The organism is Flavobacterium sp. 245, from assembly GCF_004362055.1.
Lineage (GTDB): Bacteria > Bacteroidota > Bacteroidia > Flavobacteriales > Flavobacteriaceae > Flavobacterium.
The window spans coordinates 1-16,179 of sequence record NZ_SNXB01000012.1 but is presented as its reverse complement, the minus strand read 5'-3'; the positions used below and the strand labels follow the sequence as shown (position 1 = coordinate 16,179).

The window sequence follows — 16,179 nt, the reverse complement described above, 5'->3', positions numbered from 1 at the left end:
AAAAAATATGATAATAAATACAGCTGATGCTGAAATTCTGTTGTCGTTAGCTAAGGAAATGGCATCTTACAAATATCGCTATATAGCATATCCGTTAACTCTGATAAGTGACAGTGATACTATTCAGTTTTTTAAAACATCAATGCATGCAGAGGATTACTATCTTGTAGGACCTAATGATATAGACTATTTTAAAAGTATGCCGATCGATTCGCTTGTCAATAACTTAAAGATAGTTATGCACAGTGGAATTGATACTTACTGTGACAAGGAGCTTGATCTTACTGCATTTGCCCGACAGCAAATGGAAAGTAGGGAAATATTAGAAAACAACTTAAATATAAACATTATGAATCAGAAAAATTTAGAATTTCTAGCCAGTCAGATTAAATACACTGGTTTTGGAGAAACACTGGACGGAGCATTGAAAGAGAAAATGGAAAAAGGAGAAAAAGAATTTACAATCCCGCATGAAGCAAAATTTGACCGCGGGACACTGTCTTCAGAGCTGTCTTTTAAAAAGTCAGACCAGAGTGATTTGTATTTCTTTAATTCCTATAAAGCCATACTGGAGAAAGAAGGAGCTTCACATGCACCCGAACAGATTTTTTATGTTAGTAAGGACAATACCATTACCATGAAAGAAGCCTTTAATCTGCTGGACGGCAGAGCAGTGAACAAGGACTTGAAAAACAAAGAGGGAGAGGTGTATAATTCCTGGATTTCTTTAGACTTCAAAAATCCCGAAAATAGCGGAAACTTTAAGTTGAACCATTACCATCAGAACTATGGGTATGATTTAGAAGCAGCGCTTTCCAAACATTCGATTAAAGAACTGGAGACCCCGAAATTTAAGGAAGATCTTTTGAACTCTTTAAAAAAAGGAAACCTGCAGTCGGTCACTTTTGTAGTGTCTGGCGTGGAAAGCAAGATGCATGTGGAGGCCAATCCGCATTTTAAGACCGTGAATGTGTATGATGCAAACCTACAGCGTATTAACCACCGCGAAAGCAGAGAAGAGAAAAAGGAAAATGCCTTGGATAAAAAAGAGTCTAAAGAACAGCAGAAAGATGTTGATGGTGAGCCCGAAGGCGGGGGACAGAAAGAAGGTAAAAAAAGAAAGGTAAAATCGCAGTCTATTTAGAACTCATGGAAAGTGTAAAACCCTTATCGGATTTCTTTTCGGTGATTGAAAAGGATTATCGGATCAGTAGCACCCACATTGCCATTTATGCGGCCCTGCTGCGATGCCGTTCCCTTAAGGGTTTTATCAATCCTATTGAAATCTTCAGGCATGAACTGGCACCTGTTGCCAAGATATCATCTAAATACACCTATCATAAATGCATGCATGAACTGCACGAGTACGGCTACCTGCGCTATGAGCCTTCTTTTAAAAAGACCAGAGGCAGCAGGATCTATTTTTTTGACTTTGAACTACGTAATATTGAACTGTCATGAAATCTTGTACTTTGAAGGTCTTCCCAACGTCCTTGGCGCCTTCTCGTTTTGGGTGTAGAATATTGATCGTCTTTTAATAGAGATGCAGCAAAACCAAGGATTAATGAAAAGACGCACAGATAGACTGGAATATGAATATAAATAAGAAAAAAATGAATCATGAGTGAAGCTGTAACAAAAGAAGATTTAAAGCAGTTTAGTCTGCTTATTTTTGATAAGATAGAATATCTTTTTAACCAATCTAATCTTGTAAAAAAGGAGACAGATGATCCTGAATGGCTAAAGAGTAAAGCTGTCAGAAAGCTGTTGGATATTTCTGCCGGTTCGGTACAAAATCTCAGAACAACACAAAAAGTGCGATTTAAAAAAGTCTTAGGTTCGTACTATTATAATAAAGAAGATTTATTAAAACTTTTTAGTGATGAATGAAGTTGATAAACTAAAAGAGGATCAACTAATGAAGCATTTAGCGATCTACATTGAAGATCCCATACTCAATGTTTGGCATCTGGCTATTTTAACAGCAATTCTAAGTCTGGGTTTTAAGCAAGGGGAGAGGCAGAGGATAAAAGTAAGTCGTAGTAAAATCATGAAATTATCGCATATAAATACATTACCGACTTATCATAAATATTTTAAGCAGCTTCAAGAAATTGGCTATATTAAGTACAGTCCTTCTTATCATCCAGGTTATAGAAGTGAAGTTGAATTATATGAAAAGAGGTTATCTCAGAAATGAGATAACCTCTTTTGTTTTTGTTATGTATATTTGTAATAATATGAATTTAAGAAGATGAGGGAATATTATATTTCTTTTTAATTTCCATTATTTCCTTCTCTAATCTACTCAGTATAGCCAAATCTGTTTTGGAAATGTTAAGACTAGTTTTGTTAAGTCTTTTATTGAGTAGCGACATTTCACGTCCAATAGTTTTCTGTTCTGTGATAGCATAGGCTTCGGTCTGTTTCACTGAAGCATGGCCTAGCATCTCTTTAACCACATTTATCGGGACATTGTTGTTTAATGTAACTGTACTTCCAAAAGTCCGGCGTGCCATATGAGTGTTAAGTGTAAAAGGGAAACCGCATAGAATTGCGATCTCTTTAAGATACTCGTTCATTTTCTGGTTGGAAGAAACAGGCAGCACAGTACCGCGCTGCAGACACAGAGGATGGTCTTTATATTTCTCAATAATTTTGAGCGCCTGAGGAAGTAGCGGGACATTTGTGGTAGAATTCGTTTTTTGTCTCTCAGACATGATCCATAAGTTCCCGTCAATGCCGTTTTTAATATCGGTTTTTTTCAATTGATATGCATCAATATAGGCCATTCCTGTGTAACATTGGAATACAAATACATCTCGAACAACATTTAGCCTGTCTGTGGTAAAATAATGTCTTTCCAATTCATATAACTCCTGTGTCGTAAGGGGCTTTTTTACCATTTTGGTTTTACGTCCTTTAAAGTTCTTAAAAGGGTCTTTTAAGATTATTTCCTTATCGATTGCTCGAATGACAATCTTTTTGAAATTGGCAATGTATTTAAGTGTTGTATTGTTGCTGCAATTTCGAACTGTTCTAAGGTAGAACTCAAAGTCTTTTATAAATTCGAGATTCAGATCTGTAAATTCAATGTCTGTGCTTTTAAACTTGAATTTAATAAAAGCTGTTAAATGGTTTTTTGTGATAGTAAAGCGGTCAAGAGTCCCTTTAGCATATCCTTTTCCCAGCAGGGCTGTCATTTCATTATTGTGTTTTTGAAATTCCTCCAGCAGTTTAACCCTTGGAGTGATTTTTCCCAGAACGTAATCCATAACTTTATCTGAAGTTATGGGTTTTCCGCTGTACATAATCTCTGTTTTGTATTCATTGACTTTTAAAATCAGTGACTCCAAAAAGAAGTTAAGGGATCTTGCATCTTCTTTTGTACCGATTGCTCTTTCGGTTTTTTGGTCCCAGCGGGTGCTGTCCCATTTTCTTTTGGTGGATGTTTCCTTTGGAATTCCATCAACGGTTATTCTAAGATAAACCGCTCTAATTTTACTTCCTTTGTGGGGGCTTTTTAGAAAAAAAGCCAATCCAAAGCTGCTCTCTAACATAATTCAACTTTTTAGATTAATAAATGTAGAATTATAGCATCAAAAAAACAAGTCGTTAACCTCCTTAACCCCTGTGTTTATAGGTGTTTAAGTACTATTTTGTGGCAAAATTTTTTACCTCTGAGTTTTGCCACGATTTTGCCACAAAACTTTTGAGCGGTTTTGAAAAATTTGAAAAGCAGTATAAAAGAAAAAAGCCTGCGAATCTCACGATTTGCAGGCTTTACCACGTTTTTTGCGGGTTTTTGAAAAGATTGAAAAACTTGCGTTTTCGCTTCTTATACCCTTTTAGTGGGGAGAGCAGGATTCGAACCTGCGAAGTTCACACAGCAGATTTACAGTCTGCCCTCGTTGGCCGCTTGAGTATCTCCCCGATCTCAGCTTGTTGTGCTTTGTTGTTCTAAGCGGTGGCAAAGATAGGAACTCTTTCTACATTTGCAAACAAAAAATGAACTTAATTTTAAGTTATTTTAAAGTTATTTTTTAATTCATTGGAATTGAATAAAATAAAAAAAGGCGATAGTGAATATTTTTTCAGTTTGTTTTAAAAAGTAGGATTATTCTTTGTATCTTTTTAATGGTTTAGATGTTTTCTTTGAGTTTCGTTAAGTCGTTAGGCTTTGTTATTATTGATGTGCTTAGAATAAATAATAAGTAAATATCATTTTATTTGTTATTGCTTGGCAGTTGATTTAACAGAAAAATTTAAACTCTTAAATAGGTAACTATGTTTTTTTGCAATTTTCTCTTCTAACCGTTTTTTGAGTCCTTAATAGTATATCCTTTTTAGAATTATATAAGGTAATAAAACAAAAAAATCTCCACTAGGGAGATTTTTTAACTTATTTAAAAAGCAGCATTATTTTGCTAATAATTCTATGATTTTTGCTTTCAATTCTGGACCTCTTAAGTCTTGTGCAACTACTTTTCCTGATGCATCAAGAATAAAAGTTGCAGGAATCGATTCAACATTATATTGTTTTGCAATTGGTTCATCCCAGAATTTTAAGTTTGAAACATGTGTCCAAGTTAAACCGTCTTTAGCGATAGCTTCTTTCCACTTGTCTGCATCTTTATCTAATGACACGCCAATAATGTTTAGTCCTTTAGAATGTAACTCTTTATATATAGCTACAACATTCGGGTTTTCTTTTCGGCATGGTCCGCACCATGAAGCCCAAAAATCAACGATCGTTACTTTTCCTAAACTTTCTTTAAGCGAAACTACTTTTCCTTCAGGATTTGGAGCTGAAAAATCTGCTCTTCATTTAGCGCTGCCAACAGGAGGAGCTGATGCACCTACAGCAGGCAATTTTGCTTGACCAATTTTTGTTTTAGCTTCTTTTGCAGGAGTAGTGTTTTTTACAGACTCATCTAAAGAGTTATAAATGCTTTCTACTTTTTTAGCATCTGCAGTTGGATCTTCAGACATTCCTTTTACGATTAACGCAGAAATGAAAGATTTTGGGTGAGATTCAGCATAAGCTACATATTTCTTTTTTGTATCTGCCTGAACTTCTGTTTGGATCTCCATATATTGTTTCATCAAGCCATTGATAGTTGCTGTATCTTGTGCTTGTTGAGCTTGTTGCATTTTTGGAGTATTGTTTTTCTGAAAATCCATTAATCTCTTTTGAGTTTTGTTTAGATCTTCTTGGAATTTTACAAACTCTTCATTGTTGTAAGTTCCAGTTATTTTTGATTTATGGATACTGTCTTTGTCAATTGCAATTGCAATTTCTCCAGTTTCTAAGATAAATGGAATTGGAGCGTTAGCATCTTGAAGAATTAAAGTATGAAAAGCTGGTTCAACTACTTTTCCTTTTATTTCAAATTTTCCGTTTTCAACTTTTACTGTATCAAGGGCAACAGTCATGTGTGTTACTGGATCTTGACCTTGAAGAATGATTGTTTTTCCGTTTGCAATTCCAGTTGCAGTTCCTGTAATTAGATACTCTCCGTCTTTAACTTTGCTGCATGAAATAATAGCTACAGAAGCTGTAAGTAAAAAAAATATTTTTTTCATTATAAATATTAATTAGTTAATTGATTTGTGCAACAAAAGTATTTAAAAATATAGAACATCAAGAATTTTGTAACCTAAAATTTTGTTATAGTTTTTTAAGTTGTAAAGTCCCTAAAATCAAGTGGTTCGATTGTTTTGTGTGATTAAAAACTATTAATAGCATATTTATTTTGAATGAAAATAAGCAATTTGCCATTTTTTGTGTATAAAAAAAGCACTCTGTAATAGGAGTGCTTCTAGGTATATTTTTAGTATAAAACTATTCTTGATTTGTTTTCTTTCTCCAAGTAAAAGAGTTCAAGATATGTCTTTTTGCAAATCTTCCTGGTGAATCAGCGTTTACCATTTTTACGTAAGTTGCTTTAGGAACACTAATGTATTCGTAAACACTTCCGTTAGAGAAATCAATAATCAAACGTCCTTCTACAAATTTATAATCTGTAATAGTACAAGTTGAAATTGTTTCAGTGTACTCAGGTAAATTAAGTTTAATAGTATCAGGGTGAATACTTACTAAAAAGTGGTAAGCTTCAATGATTGTTTTACTTTTTTCTTCTGCATCTTTTAAACCAGCTTCATCACCTACAAATTTATCAGGATGCGATTCTTTCATTGCATTACGATAAATTGTTTTTAAATCTTTTAACTCTGCAGTTTTTTCTACGTTTAGTAACTTGCGGTATTCAACTATTTTTTTCATAAATAAAAGGTAACTACTTGTCTATTAGTTTGAAATCGATATTAATTGGTTCAAATCGACAAATTTTTTGCAAAGGTACACTTTTTTTTAACTTTTCTGTTTTCAACTAAAAAATATTAATAGGTGCTGATAAAATTTAACCGCAAAGTACGCAAGGTTTTATATTTGCATAGTTTTATAAAAACGCAAAGTTCGCAAAGCTTTGTCAATACAAAGCTTTGCGAACTTAATATTCTCAATGTATAACACGCAGCAAAAATAACCTTAGCGTTCTTTGCGTTAAAAAATATGCGCTATACAAAACTTGAAACCTGAAACCTGAAACAAACTTATTCCGGCTTATGATTCGCCTTATCGAAGTTTTTAGATTTCTTAGGGTATTTGTCGTAGCTAATGTCACTTGGGTTTTCGATTACAGATTTAATAGTAACCCAGTCTCCAATATTAAAATTAGTATGTGCGATTTTATAATCTAAAAGATATTCTCCGCAGAAATAATTATTGTTTTCATCTTTTTCGATAATACCGGTGTAAACTCCTTTTTGCGGCATTTTTTCATGTGAATCTTTAGACATCGTTTTTTGTTTTAAAATTGAAGATGCAAAGTTAATCAATTTAGGTTTGTTTTAGGGAGTTCGTGACAATCTGAGTATATTTGCATATGCAGAAAAATTTTAAGCCACATCCAAATTCGTTTAAAAATACGTTTTGTGTTTTTCATGAAGTGCTTCCAGATAAAATTGAAGGTTTAAAAAAACAGTTTGAAAGCAAAGCCGGAAGTACTTATTATTATACCGAAGAAGGAATGTACCGAGTTTCCAATCATTGGGGAAGATTAGCCAACAGCAAATGGCGATTATTAGCAAGTGAACCTGAAACCGAATCAAAAACGAAAATTGGTTTTGCAAACTGGAATGAATTTTATCCCGATAATGCTGAGGAAAAGCTGTATTATATAGAAGCTGATTTCGAAAAAAATCTTGCTAATTATCAGCATAAAAACAATCCAGAATATGATGGAAAAGCAGTTTTAAGAACAAGTTTTGAAACCACAAAAAGACTAAAACAAGTACGAAATCTGCAGCAATTGACTTCATGGGCAAAATATTTTGATTATGATGACATTGCTGATTTGCGAAAACAGATTATTACAGAATTGATTTTTACCGAAAAAAGTTTAGAAGAAATTAAAAGAGAAATATAATGGGACGCAATAACGAAAGAAATATCAAAAAGCACAATGACAAATTGCACAAAGCCCAGGCGAAGAAAAAACAAGCCGAAGTTTCACGCAAAGAAAAGCTGAAAGAGATTGTGAAAAAATTCAACGAAAATAAAAACGAAGAGGAATAAATATAGTTTCAAGTTTCAGGTTCAAGTTCTATAGCAACTTGAAACCTGAAACCTGAAACTTGAAACTTGAAACAAAAACAACCATGAATACAAAATTTGAAACTTTAAAAGCAAACGTTCAGGAAATTATTGATTTGATTGCTGCAAAAAATGAGAGAGAAGCTAATAACAAATTGCTTGAAGTAAGTGATGAATTAGACGAAATGCTGGATCATGCTGAAGAAGATGAAGAACTTAGAGAAATTAGCAGATATCAGGTTTTGCTGAACCAGCTTCATGTAAAAATTAACGGAGAAGAGCAGGTTGATGGCGACGCATAAATGTTACTGCGATACAGGTTTACTGTTCGAAAATTGCTGCGGATTATATCTTCAGAATAATCAAAAAGCGCCAACAGCTTTGGCTTTAATGCGTTCAAGATATTCGGCTTATGCAACTCATAACGCCGATTATCTTTTAGAAACAACTTATATTTCAGAAAGAAAATATTATTCGAAAGCTGAAATTTTAAAATGGGCTACAGCAAATAAATGGCAAAAATTAGAAATTCTGAGTTTTACTGAAAATACAGTCGAGTTTAAAGCTTACTTTTTAGATTTAAATTTAAAGCCACAGACGCATTACGAATTTTCGACTTTTAAGTTTGAAAATAATGCATGGTATTATCTTGACGGAAAGTTTGAATAATTGACAAGAAATACCTTGCTTTTAGTGAGTTTGATTGAAATATTTTAACTAAAAATTAATAAAGGTTTCTTTTTCCATAATTCTAAAAAAACGTAATTTTAAAAATTATGAAAAACGAATTTAAAAAAGGTTTTTATTTTAAGTCGTACGAAGCCCCATTTCAGTCTCCGTTTGAAAAGCTTTTTAGTATTTTTAAAGAGCTTATCACCCATACTTCGGGTGATTTTGACGAAGCAATAAGCTGGCTTCGTGAATTGGACAAGGAATACAAACTTACCGACGAGAACTACACAATTGATGATTTTATTGAAGATTTAAAAAAGAAAGGTTATATAAAAGACGAAGTCAAAGAGGATGGTTCGAATGGTTTTGGAATTACTGCAAAAACAGAACGCGCTATTCGTCAGCAGGCTTTAGATCAGATTTTTGGGAATTTAAAACGTTCGGGAAACGGAAATCACAAAACAAAACATGCCGGAAATGGCGATGAGCATACAGGAGAATTTCGCGAATTTAATTTTGGAGATGGTTTAGAACGTATTTCATTGACCGAAAGTCTGCGAAATGCGCAAATCAACAATGGTGTTGAAAGTTTTATGCTGACAGAAAATGATTTGGTTGTCGAAGAAACGCAATACAAAGCACAAATGAGTACTGTTTTGATGATTGATATTAGCCACAGTATGATTTTGTATGGAGAAGACCGAATTACTCCAGCCAAAAAAGTAGCAATGGCTTTGGCCGAATTAATTACAACGCGTTATCCAAAAGATACACTTGATATTTTAGTTTTCGGAAATGACGCCTGGACAATTCCAATTAAAGATTTGCCTTATCTGCAAGTGGGTCCGTATCATACCAATACTGTTGCCGGACTTCAGTTGGCAATGGATATTTTAAGAAGAAAACGGAATACCAACAAACAGATTTTCATGATTACTGACGGAAAACCAAGTTGTGTACGCGAGCGCGATGGTTCTTATTACATGAACAGCAACGGTCTTGATGAGTATATTGTTGATAAATGTTACACGCAGGCACAGCAAGCCAGAAAATTACACATTCCGATTACGACTTTCATGATTGCCAACGATCCTTATTTACAGCGATTTGTGAATCATTTTACAGAAGCAAATCAAGGAAAAGCATTTTATACAGGAATAAAAGGCCTTGGTGAAATGATTTTTGAAGATTATGAAACGAATAGGAAGAAGAGAATTAAATAAAGGTTCTAAGTTGCTAAGATTCTAAGAGGCTAAGGTTTCTTTTGGCACGTACCAAATATCGTAGAGACGCACTGCAGTGCGTCTACACAAAGTAATGACATAACGTTGATTTAGGTTCAAAGACTCAAAGGGACAAAGGTTTTATGTTATCATAAATAAAAATTATGCACAACGTATATCGTAGAGACGCACTGCAGCGCGTCTAACACAAAGTAATGACGCAATATTTTCCGTTAAAAAACAACTATAAACACAATCGATATTTCAATAAAAATGGAAATAACTACTATAAAAACATTAGGCCAATTAAAGGGTTCGGGATATAAAAGCATCAGTATAAAAGATGAATTGCGAAATAATCTTCGTGAGAAAATAAAATCGGGAAAACCTGTTTTTGAAGGCGTTCACGGCTTTGAAAATACTGTAATTCCCGAATTAGAACGTGCCATTCTTTCTCGTCACAATATCAATTTATTAGGTCTGCGAGGACAGGCAAAAACGCGTTTGGCGCGCAAAATGGTCGAATTGTTGGATGAATATATTCCGTATGTTTCGGGTTCAGAAATTAATGACGATCCACTAAATCCAATTTCACGTTTTGCTAAAGATTTAATTGAAGAAAAAGGCGATGAAACTCCAATTTCATGGTTGCACAGAAATGAGCGTTTCTTCGAAAAATTGGCAACGCCTGATGTAACTGTTGCCGATTTAATTGGTGATGTTGATCCGATAAAAGCGGCGAATCTAAAATTATCTTATGCAGATGATCGCGTGATTCATTTCGGAATGATTCCGAGAGCAAATCGAAGCATTTTTGTTATCAATGAATTACCAGATTTACAAGCCAGAATTCAAGTTGCTTTATTTAATATTTTACAGGAAGGTGATATTCAAATTCGCGGTTTTAAACTGAGAATGCCTCTTGATATGCAGTTTATTTTTACTGCAAATCCAGAAGATTATACAAATAGAGGAAGCATCGTAACGCCTTTAAAAGATAGAATTGGTTCGCAGATTTTGACGCATTATCCTGAAAACGTTGCCATTGCAAGAACAATTACTGAACAGGAAGCAAAGCTGGACGAAAATCAAAGCGATATTGTTTATGTGCCAAGTTTAGCCAGAGATATTTTAGAACAAATTAGTTTTGAAGCACGCGAAAGCGAATATATTGACAACAAAAGTGGTGTAAGTGCCAGAATGAGCATTACCGCTTTTGAGAATTTAATAAGTACCGCAGAACGACGCGCATTGAAATCGGGAGTTGATAAAACAGTTTTAAGACTTTCAGATTTTATGGGAATTATTCCCGCCATTACTGGAAAAGTCGAATTGGTTTATGAAGGAGAGCAGGAGGGAGCAGCAGTGGTAGCACAGTATTTAATTGGATCTGCAATCAGGACTTTGTTTCCAACCCTTTTTCCTAAAATAGAAAAACTCGAAAAGCCAGGAGAAAAAACACCTTATTCTGATTTAATAGAATGGTTTTTTGCAGAAAGCGGTTTCGAACTATTAGACGATGCATCAGATGCAGAATATAAAGCGATTTTAGATGAAGTAAGTCCGTTAGATGTTTTATTAAAAAAATATCAGCCTGAATTGGATAAAAAAGATAACTATTTCATGAAAGAATTTGTTTTATGGGCATTGGTAGAATATAAAAAATTGAGCAAAGATCGTTTTGCAACCGGACATCAATTTAAAGATATGTACGGAAGTTATATTAGTAAATTGTAAATTATTATTTATTGATCGTCATAATCAGTAAACCCGACAGGTTTTTAAAACTTGTCGGGTTTTTATTTGTTTAATAATAAAGCAATTACCAAATTTTAATAGTCTACCTTGCTCCGTTGGCTGTATTTGCAGTTTTTCCCAAAAAAGAAATGGATGATAGTTTCGAAGACTTGATAGCAAGTTATATAGAGAATAAAATTGGAATATCAGAACGTTTTATGAGCGATGCTTTGGCAGATAATCTCAAACAAAATTTAATCGATTTAAATACTGCAAGTTTGTTGCTTACCGCAGGAATAGGCAATTCTGAGAAGTTTGCTCTAGACGGAACTATTAGAAAAGACACGATTTATTGGCTGGATAAAAAGCATAACAATGTTTTCGAAAATGAGTTTTTTGACATAATTGATGCTTTTGTACGCTATTTAAACGAAAGTTGTTTTGCGGGAATTACAGGTTACGAATTTCATTATTCTTTATACGAAAGTGGTGATTTTTATTTAAAACATCTTGATCAATTTAAAAACAATTCGAGTCGTAAATACTCAATGGTCAGCTATCTAAATAGCAATTGGAAAGAAAGTGACGGCGGAGAATTAATGATTCACCAAAACAATAGTCAACAGAAAATTTCGCCAATTCAAGGTAAAACGGTTTTCTTTAAAAGCAATGAATTGGTTCACGAAGTATTGGTTACTAAAAATACCCGAATGAGTATTACCGGCTGGTTAAAGAGTGATTAATATCTTTTTTTTGAAAGTATAAAACAGATAAACACTATTTTTGTTCTCAAAAAAATAATTTTATGTTATTTCTAGTTTTAAGTGTTTTATGCAGTGTTACAGTTGGTGTAATCTTCAAAATAACCCGCAAATACAATCCTGATCCTGTTCAGATTATTACTTTCAATTATGTAATGGCATTACTGCTTTGCTATTTTACTTTCAGTCCGGATATTACTGTAGTCCATGCAGATGCACCTTGGAATATCTACGCCACAATTGGTGTGTTACTGCCAATTGTTTTTCTGTTTTTGTTTTCTTCTATAAAACATATGGGAATCGTAAAAACAGATGCAGCACAACGATTATCGCTTTTTATTCCGATAATTGCTTCTTGGCTTATTTTTAAAGAAGAATTCAATTCGTATAAAGTTATTGGCTTGATTATAGGATTTATAGCGCTTTTATTCATCTTAAAAAAACAAACAGAAAACGATCAAAATAACTGGATTTATCCGTTTGTCGTTTTTTTGGGTTTCGGAATCATCGATATCCTTTTTAAGCAAATTGCGCTTTATACCGTTTTGCCCTATACAACTTCTTTGTTTGTGGTTTTTGATATTGCACTGGCAGTTTCTTTGTTAATTGTGATTTATAATGTAGTGCTGAAAAAAACAAAAATTCATTCAAAAAATATATTAGTTGGTGCTTTAGTGGGAGTTTTCAACTTCGGAAATATATTATTTTATTTAAAAGCGCATAAAGCATTTTCTGAAAATCCCTCTACAGTTTTTGCCGGAATGAATATTGGTGTTATTGTTTTAGGAAGTCTGGTTGGTCTGCTTTTTTTCAAGGAAAAATTATCCAAAATCAACTTCATAGGAATCTTTTTAGCGTTAATTGCCATTGTTTTTATTGTTTTTTCACAATTAAACTGATTTTTTTTAATCGTATAAAGCCTTAATTTACAGTTGTTTTTCTTTTGTTTTAAAAAGTTTTTTAAATAAACTCGACTAATTCGATAGAATTTATAAAATATATTTATAAATTTGCCCTAACAATGAAAAACTATAGTCTAAATATCATCCCGTTTATGTACAGCTTGACGATGTGCTGTATGTCAAACGATGCGATGAAATGGCGTTAATAGAGAAAGTACTTGTTAGTTATTTTTTTTTTAGCCTTTCATGCACCAATGAAAGGCTTTTTTTTAGAACGCTGTAATACCTAATTATATGAGATCAAATAGAAATACAAATAGTATGATGCATTGCTGTCTGATGAAAATCCCGTGTTGTACGTGCAGTTACTGCCGAATTTATTTCATGATATAATAATGCGACGTCCCCAAATCAAATAAACTAAATAATTAAAGTATAAAATTATGAGTTCAGAAATTATAAAACAGAATCCGTTTCAATCAATGATTGATCGTTTTAATATAGCAGCAGACATTCTTAATTTAGATGAGTCACTAAGGCTGAAACTACAGCGTCCTGAAAAACAAATTGTAGTCAATTTTTCAATCACATTAGATAATGGAAAAGAGCAGAATTTTGAAGGATACCGCGTGATTCATAATACGGCATTAGGCCCGTCAAAAGGAGGAATCAGATATGATACTGCAGTAAATCTTGATGAAGTAAAAGCGCTTGCTGCATGGATGACCTGGAAATCTGCCGTTACGGGAATTCCTTTTGGAGGAGCAAAAGGCGGTATTATTTGTGATCCTAAAACACTTTCTAAAACAGAATTAGAAAGAATTACAAGAGCTTATACAAAAGCTTTAGCAGATATTTTTGGGCCAGAAAAAGATGTTCCAGCACCAGATATGGGAACTGGACCCGACGAAATGGGCTGGCTGATGGATGAATTTTCATTAGTACATGGAAAAACAATTCATGCCGTTGTAACTGGGAAACACTTGCATTCAGGCGGTTCTTTAGGAAGAGTAGAAGCAACAGGAAGAGGCGTGAGCATTATTACCTTATTGGCACTTCAAAAATTAAAATTGAGACCCGCACGATCAACAGTTGCGATTCAAGGTTTTGGAAATGTTGGTCTGCATTCTGCTTTATTTTTATTCGAAAAAGGATTAAAAGTTGTTGCCGTGAGTGATGTTTCTGAAGCGTTTTATAATCCGGAAGGAATCAATATTCCAGAATTGATTTTGTATTATAATCTGAATAATAAAAGCATAAAAGGATATCCAAATTCGGTTGCAATTAAACATGAAGAATTATTGCTTTTAGATGTTGATGTTTTGATTCCGGCGGCAAAAGAAGATGTAATTACGCAAAACAATGCGGCAGCTATTCGTGCCAAAATTATTGTAGAAGGTGCAAACGGACCCGTTTCATCTGACGCTGATAAAATTTTGCATAAAAATAACGTTTTGGTTGTTCCAGATATTTTAGCAAATGCCGGCGGCGTTACCGTTTCTTATTTTGAGTGGCTTCAGAATTCGCTTTTAGAATCTTGGAGAATCCATCAGATCAACAAGCGTTTAGAAGATATTTTAGAGAAAGGTTTTGAAACTGTTTTTAGAACGGCATTTAAGCATAATGTTACACCAAGAATTGCGGCTTACATTCTAGCTTTGCAAAAAGTAGCAGATACGCAGTCCGTTAAAGAAGTAGCTTTAGAGGCTCCAAAATTCAAACAAAATTAGAAATTAGTTCTAAAAGATAAAGATCATTTTTGACAGTTAATATCATTTTGAAAAGTAAAAAATGACTCGACTTTTAAAAATGTCTTTATCTTCAGTTTTACAACGAATTGTATTTTAGTTTTATAAGAATAAAAAGAAATTAAAAAATGGAACACATTAATTTTCTTGCTTTCGCAATGCCTGCTTTTTTTCTGTTTTTGTTTTTAGAATACAAGCTGGCGCAGCACAAAAAAACACCAGAAATTTTTAACTACGAAAGTTCAGTTTCAAATATTAGTATTGGTATTGCAGAGCGTTTAATTAATTTATTTATTGCAGCTAGTTTTTATCAGCTATATTATTTTATTTATAATAATTACAGACTTTTTGATATTCCGAGTAATGTATTTGTCTGGTTGGCACTTATTCTCGCAACTGATTTTGTATGGTATTGGTACCATCGATTAGGACATGAAGTCAACTTTTTCTGGGCAGCGCACATTGTGCACCATCACAGTGAGGAATTTAACTTTACAGCAGCAGCCAGAATCACTACTTTTCAGGCCATAGTCAGAACGGGCTTTTGGTGTGTTCTTCCTTTTGCTGGTTTTCATCCGGCAATGGTAATTACCATGTTGATTGTGCATGGAGCGTATTCTTTTTTTACGCATACGCAGGTTATTGGCCGAATAAAATGGCTGGAATATGTTTTTGTAACGCCTTCGGTTCACGGCGTACATCATGCTTCTGACGAAAAATATCTGGATAAAAATTATGGCGATATGTTTACGTTTTGGGATCGTATTTTTGGAACTTTTCAAGAAGAAGAAGAAAAGCCTAAATATGGCTTGACACATCCATTAAAAAGCTATAGTTTTCTTTGGCAGCATTTTCATTATTATTTTGAGATATATGAATTATGGAAACGCTCGAAAGGTTTTAAAGCGCGATGGAAAGCTGTCTTTGGAAGTCCTGCACATATGGATCAGGATATTCGTCCAACATTAGAAAAACGTTTTCTGCAGGATAAAAGCAATCCACATCAGCGTCTTCGATTCCGTAACTATCTTTACATCCAGTTAGGTGTGTGCACTTTAATTTTAACCGCTTTTACGTATTATTTTGACTTACTAGATTTATACGACAAAATTTTTGTTTTATCAGTTATCATCATCACATTAATTAACTGTGGCGCCTTATTAGAGCAGCGAAAATGGATTTATTACCTGGAATATGCCCGTATTTTTATGATTACGACTTTCTTTTTATATGAAGAAAATTTGACGGTATTTTTCTTTATTCCGCTTGCTGTGATGATTTTCGTAGAGCAATTGTTTTCTCTAAGCAAATATTATCAAAATATGATTTTGCAGTTAGAGACTGTGGAATAGAAAACTATTTATTTAGATTTAGTTTGTCATTCCTGTAAAGGTTAGATAATTCGGTAACAAAATTTAACTTTAATAAATTTTGTTACGATGAGAAATAATAGTCAAGATTCGACTTTAGAGCGAAACT

Annotated in this window: 17 protein-coding genes, 1 tRNA gene and 1 pseudogene; 13 read left to right on the top strand and 6 right to left on the bottom strand. The window is 33.5% G+C overall.

The features are described from left to right. Positions 1–7 precede the first annotated feature (7 nt). From EV145_RS19155 to EV145_RS19140, 3 genes are all read left to right on the top strand, one after another. Positions 8–1,144, top strand: a complete 1,137-nt coding sequence (locus EV145_RS19155) for a hypothetical protein (RefSeq protein WP_243739288.1) — start codon at positions 8–10, stop codon at positions 1,142–1,144. Between the two features lie 476 nt (positions 1,145–1,620). Beyond that, positions 1,621–1,890 (top strand): helix-turn-helix domain-containing protein, encoded by a 270-nt coding sequence (locus EV145_RS19145; protein ID WP_133526799.1) that lies wholly within the window; start codon positions 1,621–1,623, stop codon positions 1,888–1,890. Continuing rightward, entirely contained in the window at positions 1,883–2,200 is a 318-nt protein-coding gene (locus EV145_RS19140) for a hypothetical protein (protein WP_208110918.1), read from the top strand. Before EV145_RS19145 ends, EV145_RS19140 begins: the two co-directional genes overlap by 8 nt. A 46-nt stretch (positions 2,201–2,246) precedes the next feature. Here the strand turns inward: EV145_RS19140 and EV145_RS19135 are convergent, their stop codons facing one another. The 6 genes and pseudogenes from EV145_RS19135 to EV145_RS19105 all read right to left on the bottom strand — a co-directional run bounded on the left by EV145_RS19135 (position 2,247) and on the right by EV145_RS19105 (position 6,861). Further along, positions 2,247–3,560, bottom strand: coding sequence for a site-specific integrase (locus tag EV145_RS19135; RefSeq protein WP_133526798.1), 1,314 nt, complete (start codon positions 3,558–3,560; stop codon positions 2,247–2,249). A gap of 292 nt (positions 3,561–3,852) precedes the next feature. Beyond that, positions 3,853–3,933, bottom strand: a tRNA-Tyr gene (locus EV145_RS19130). 486 nt (positions 3,934–4,419) lie between these two features. Then, positions 4,420–4,806, bottom strand: a pseudogene (locus EV145_RS22475) (peroxiredoxin family protein); the annotation flags it as partial. 18 nt (positions 4,807–4,824) lie between these two features. Beyond that, the gene (locus tag EV145_RS19115; RefSeq protein ID WP_133526795.1) at positions 4,825–5,586 is read right to left on the bottom strand and encodes a DUF4369 domain-containing protein; all 762 of its coding nucleotides are present in this window, start codon (positions 5,584–5,586) and stop codon (positions 4,825–4,827) included. A gap of 259 nt (positions 5,587–5,845) precedes the next feature. Further along, complete coding sequence (locus EV145_RS19110; protein ID WP_133526794.1) at positions 5,846–6,286, bottom strand: KTSC domain-containing protein; 441 nt, start codon at positions 6,284–6,286, stop codon at positions 5,846–5,848. Positions 6,287–6,615: 329 nt separating this feature from the next. Then, positions 6,616–6,861 (bottom strand): hypothetical protein, encoded by a 246-nt coding sequence (locus tag EV145_RS19105; RefSeq protein WP_133526793.1) that lies wholly within the window; start codon positions 6,859–6,861, stop codon positions 6,616–6,618. Positions 6,862–6,947: 86 nt separating this feature from the next. Here EV145_RS19105 and EV145_RS19100 point away from each other — a divergent pair, with 86 nt between their 5' ends. From EV145_RS19100 to EV145_RS19060, 10 genes are all read left to right on the top strand, one after another. Then, complete coding sequence (locus EV145_RS19100) at positions 6,948–7,490, top strand: hypothetical protein (protein ID WP_133526792.1); 543 nt, start codon at positions 6,948–6,950, stop codon at positions 7,488–7,490. After that, positions 7,490–7,639 carry a hypothetical protein gene (locus EV145_RS22470; RefSeq protein WP_166638487.1) on the top strand — a complete coding sequence of 50 codons (150 nt, stop codon included), beginning with the start codon at positions 7,490–7,492 and terminating at the stop codon, positions 7,637–7,639. The genes EV145_RS19100 and EV145_RS22470 overlap by 1 nt, the downstream gene beginning before the upstream one ends. Positions 7,640–7,722: 83 nt before the next feature. Then, a complete protein-coding gene (locus tag EV145_RS19095) occupies positions 7,723–7,959 on the top strand; it encodes a hypothetical protein (RefSeq protein ID WP_133526791.1) in 237 nt (78 codons plus the stop codon). Continuing rightward, positions 7,946–8,326: a YchJ family protein gene (locus EV145_RS19090; protein ID WP_133526790.1), complete on the top strand. Its 381-nt coding sequence runs from the start codon at positions 7,946–7,948 to the stop codon at positions 8,324–8,326. The genes EV145_RS19095 and EV145_RS19090 overlap by 14 nt, the downstream gene beginning before the upstream one ends. 107 nt (positions 8,327–8,433) lie before the next feature. Next, positions 8,434–9,552, top strand: a complete 1,119-nt coding sequence (locus EV145_RS19085) for a vWA domain-containing protein (RefSeq protein ID WP_133526789.1) — start codon at positions 8,434–8,436, stop codon at positions 9,550–9,552. Between the two features lie 273 nt (positions 9,553–9,825). Next, positions 9,826–11,289, top strand: a complete 1,464-nt coding sequence (locus EV145_RS19080) for an AAA family ATPase (protein ID WP_133526788.1) — start codon at positions 9,826–9,828, stop codon at positions 11,287–11,289. 149 nt (positions 11,290–11,438) lie between these two features. Then, positions 11,439–12,032, top strand: coding sequence for a 2OG-Fe(II) oxygenase (locus EV145_RS19075; RefSeq protein ID WP_133526787.1), 594 nt, complete (start codon positions 11,439–11,441; stop codon positions 12,030–12,032). A 62-nt stretch (positions 12,033–12,094) separates the two neighbouring features. Continuing rightward, positions 12,095–12,949: a DMT family transporter gene (locus tag EV145_RS19070; protein WP_133526786.1), complete on the top strand. Its 855-nt coding sequence runs from the start codon at positions 12,095–12,097 to the stop codon at positions 12,947–12,949. 446 nt (positions 12,950–13,395) lie between these two features. After that, on the top strand, positions 13,396–14,682 hold the full coding sequence (locus EV145_RS19065; RefSeq protein WP_243739287.1) for a Glu/Leu/Phe/Val family dehydrogenase: 1,287 nt from the start codon (positions 13,396–13,398) through the stop codon (positions 14,680–14,682). A gap of 146 nt (positions 14,683–14,828) precedes the next feature. Continuing rightward, positions 14,829–16,052, top strand: coding sequence for a sterol desaturase family protein (locus tag EV145_RS19060; RefSeq protein WP_133526785.1), 1,224 nt, complete (start codon positions 14,829–14,831; stop codon positions 16,050–16,052). The last annotated feature ends 127 nt before the right edge of the window (positions 16,053–16,179 follow it).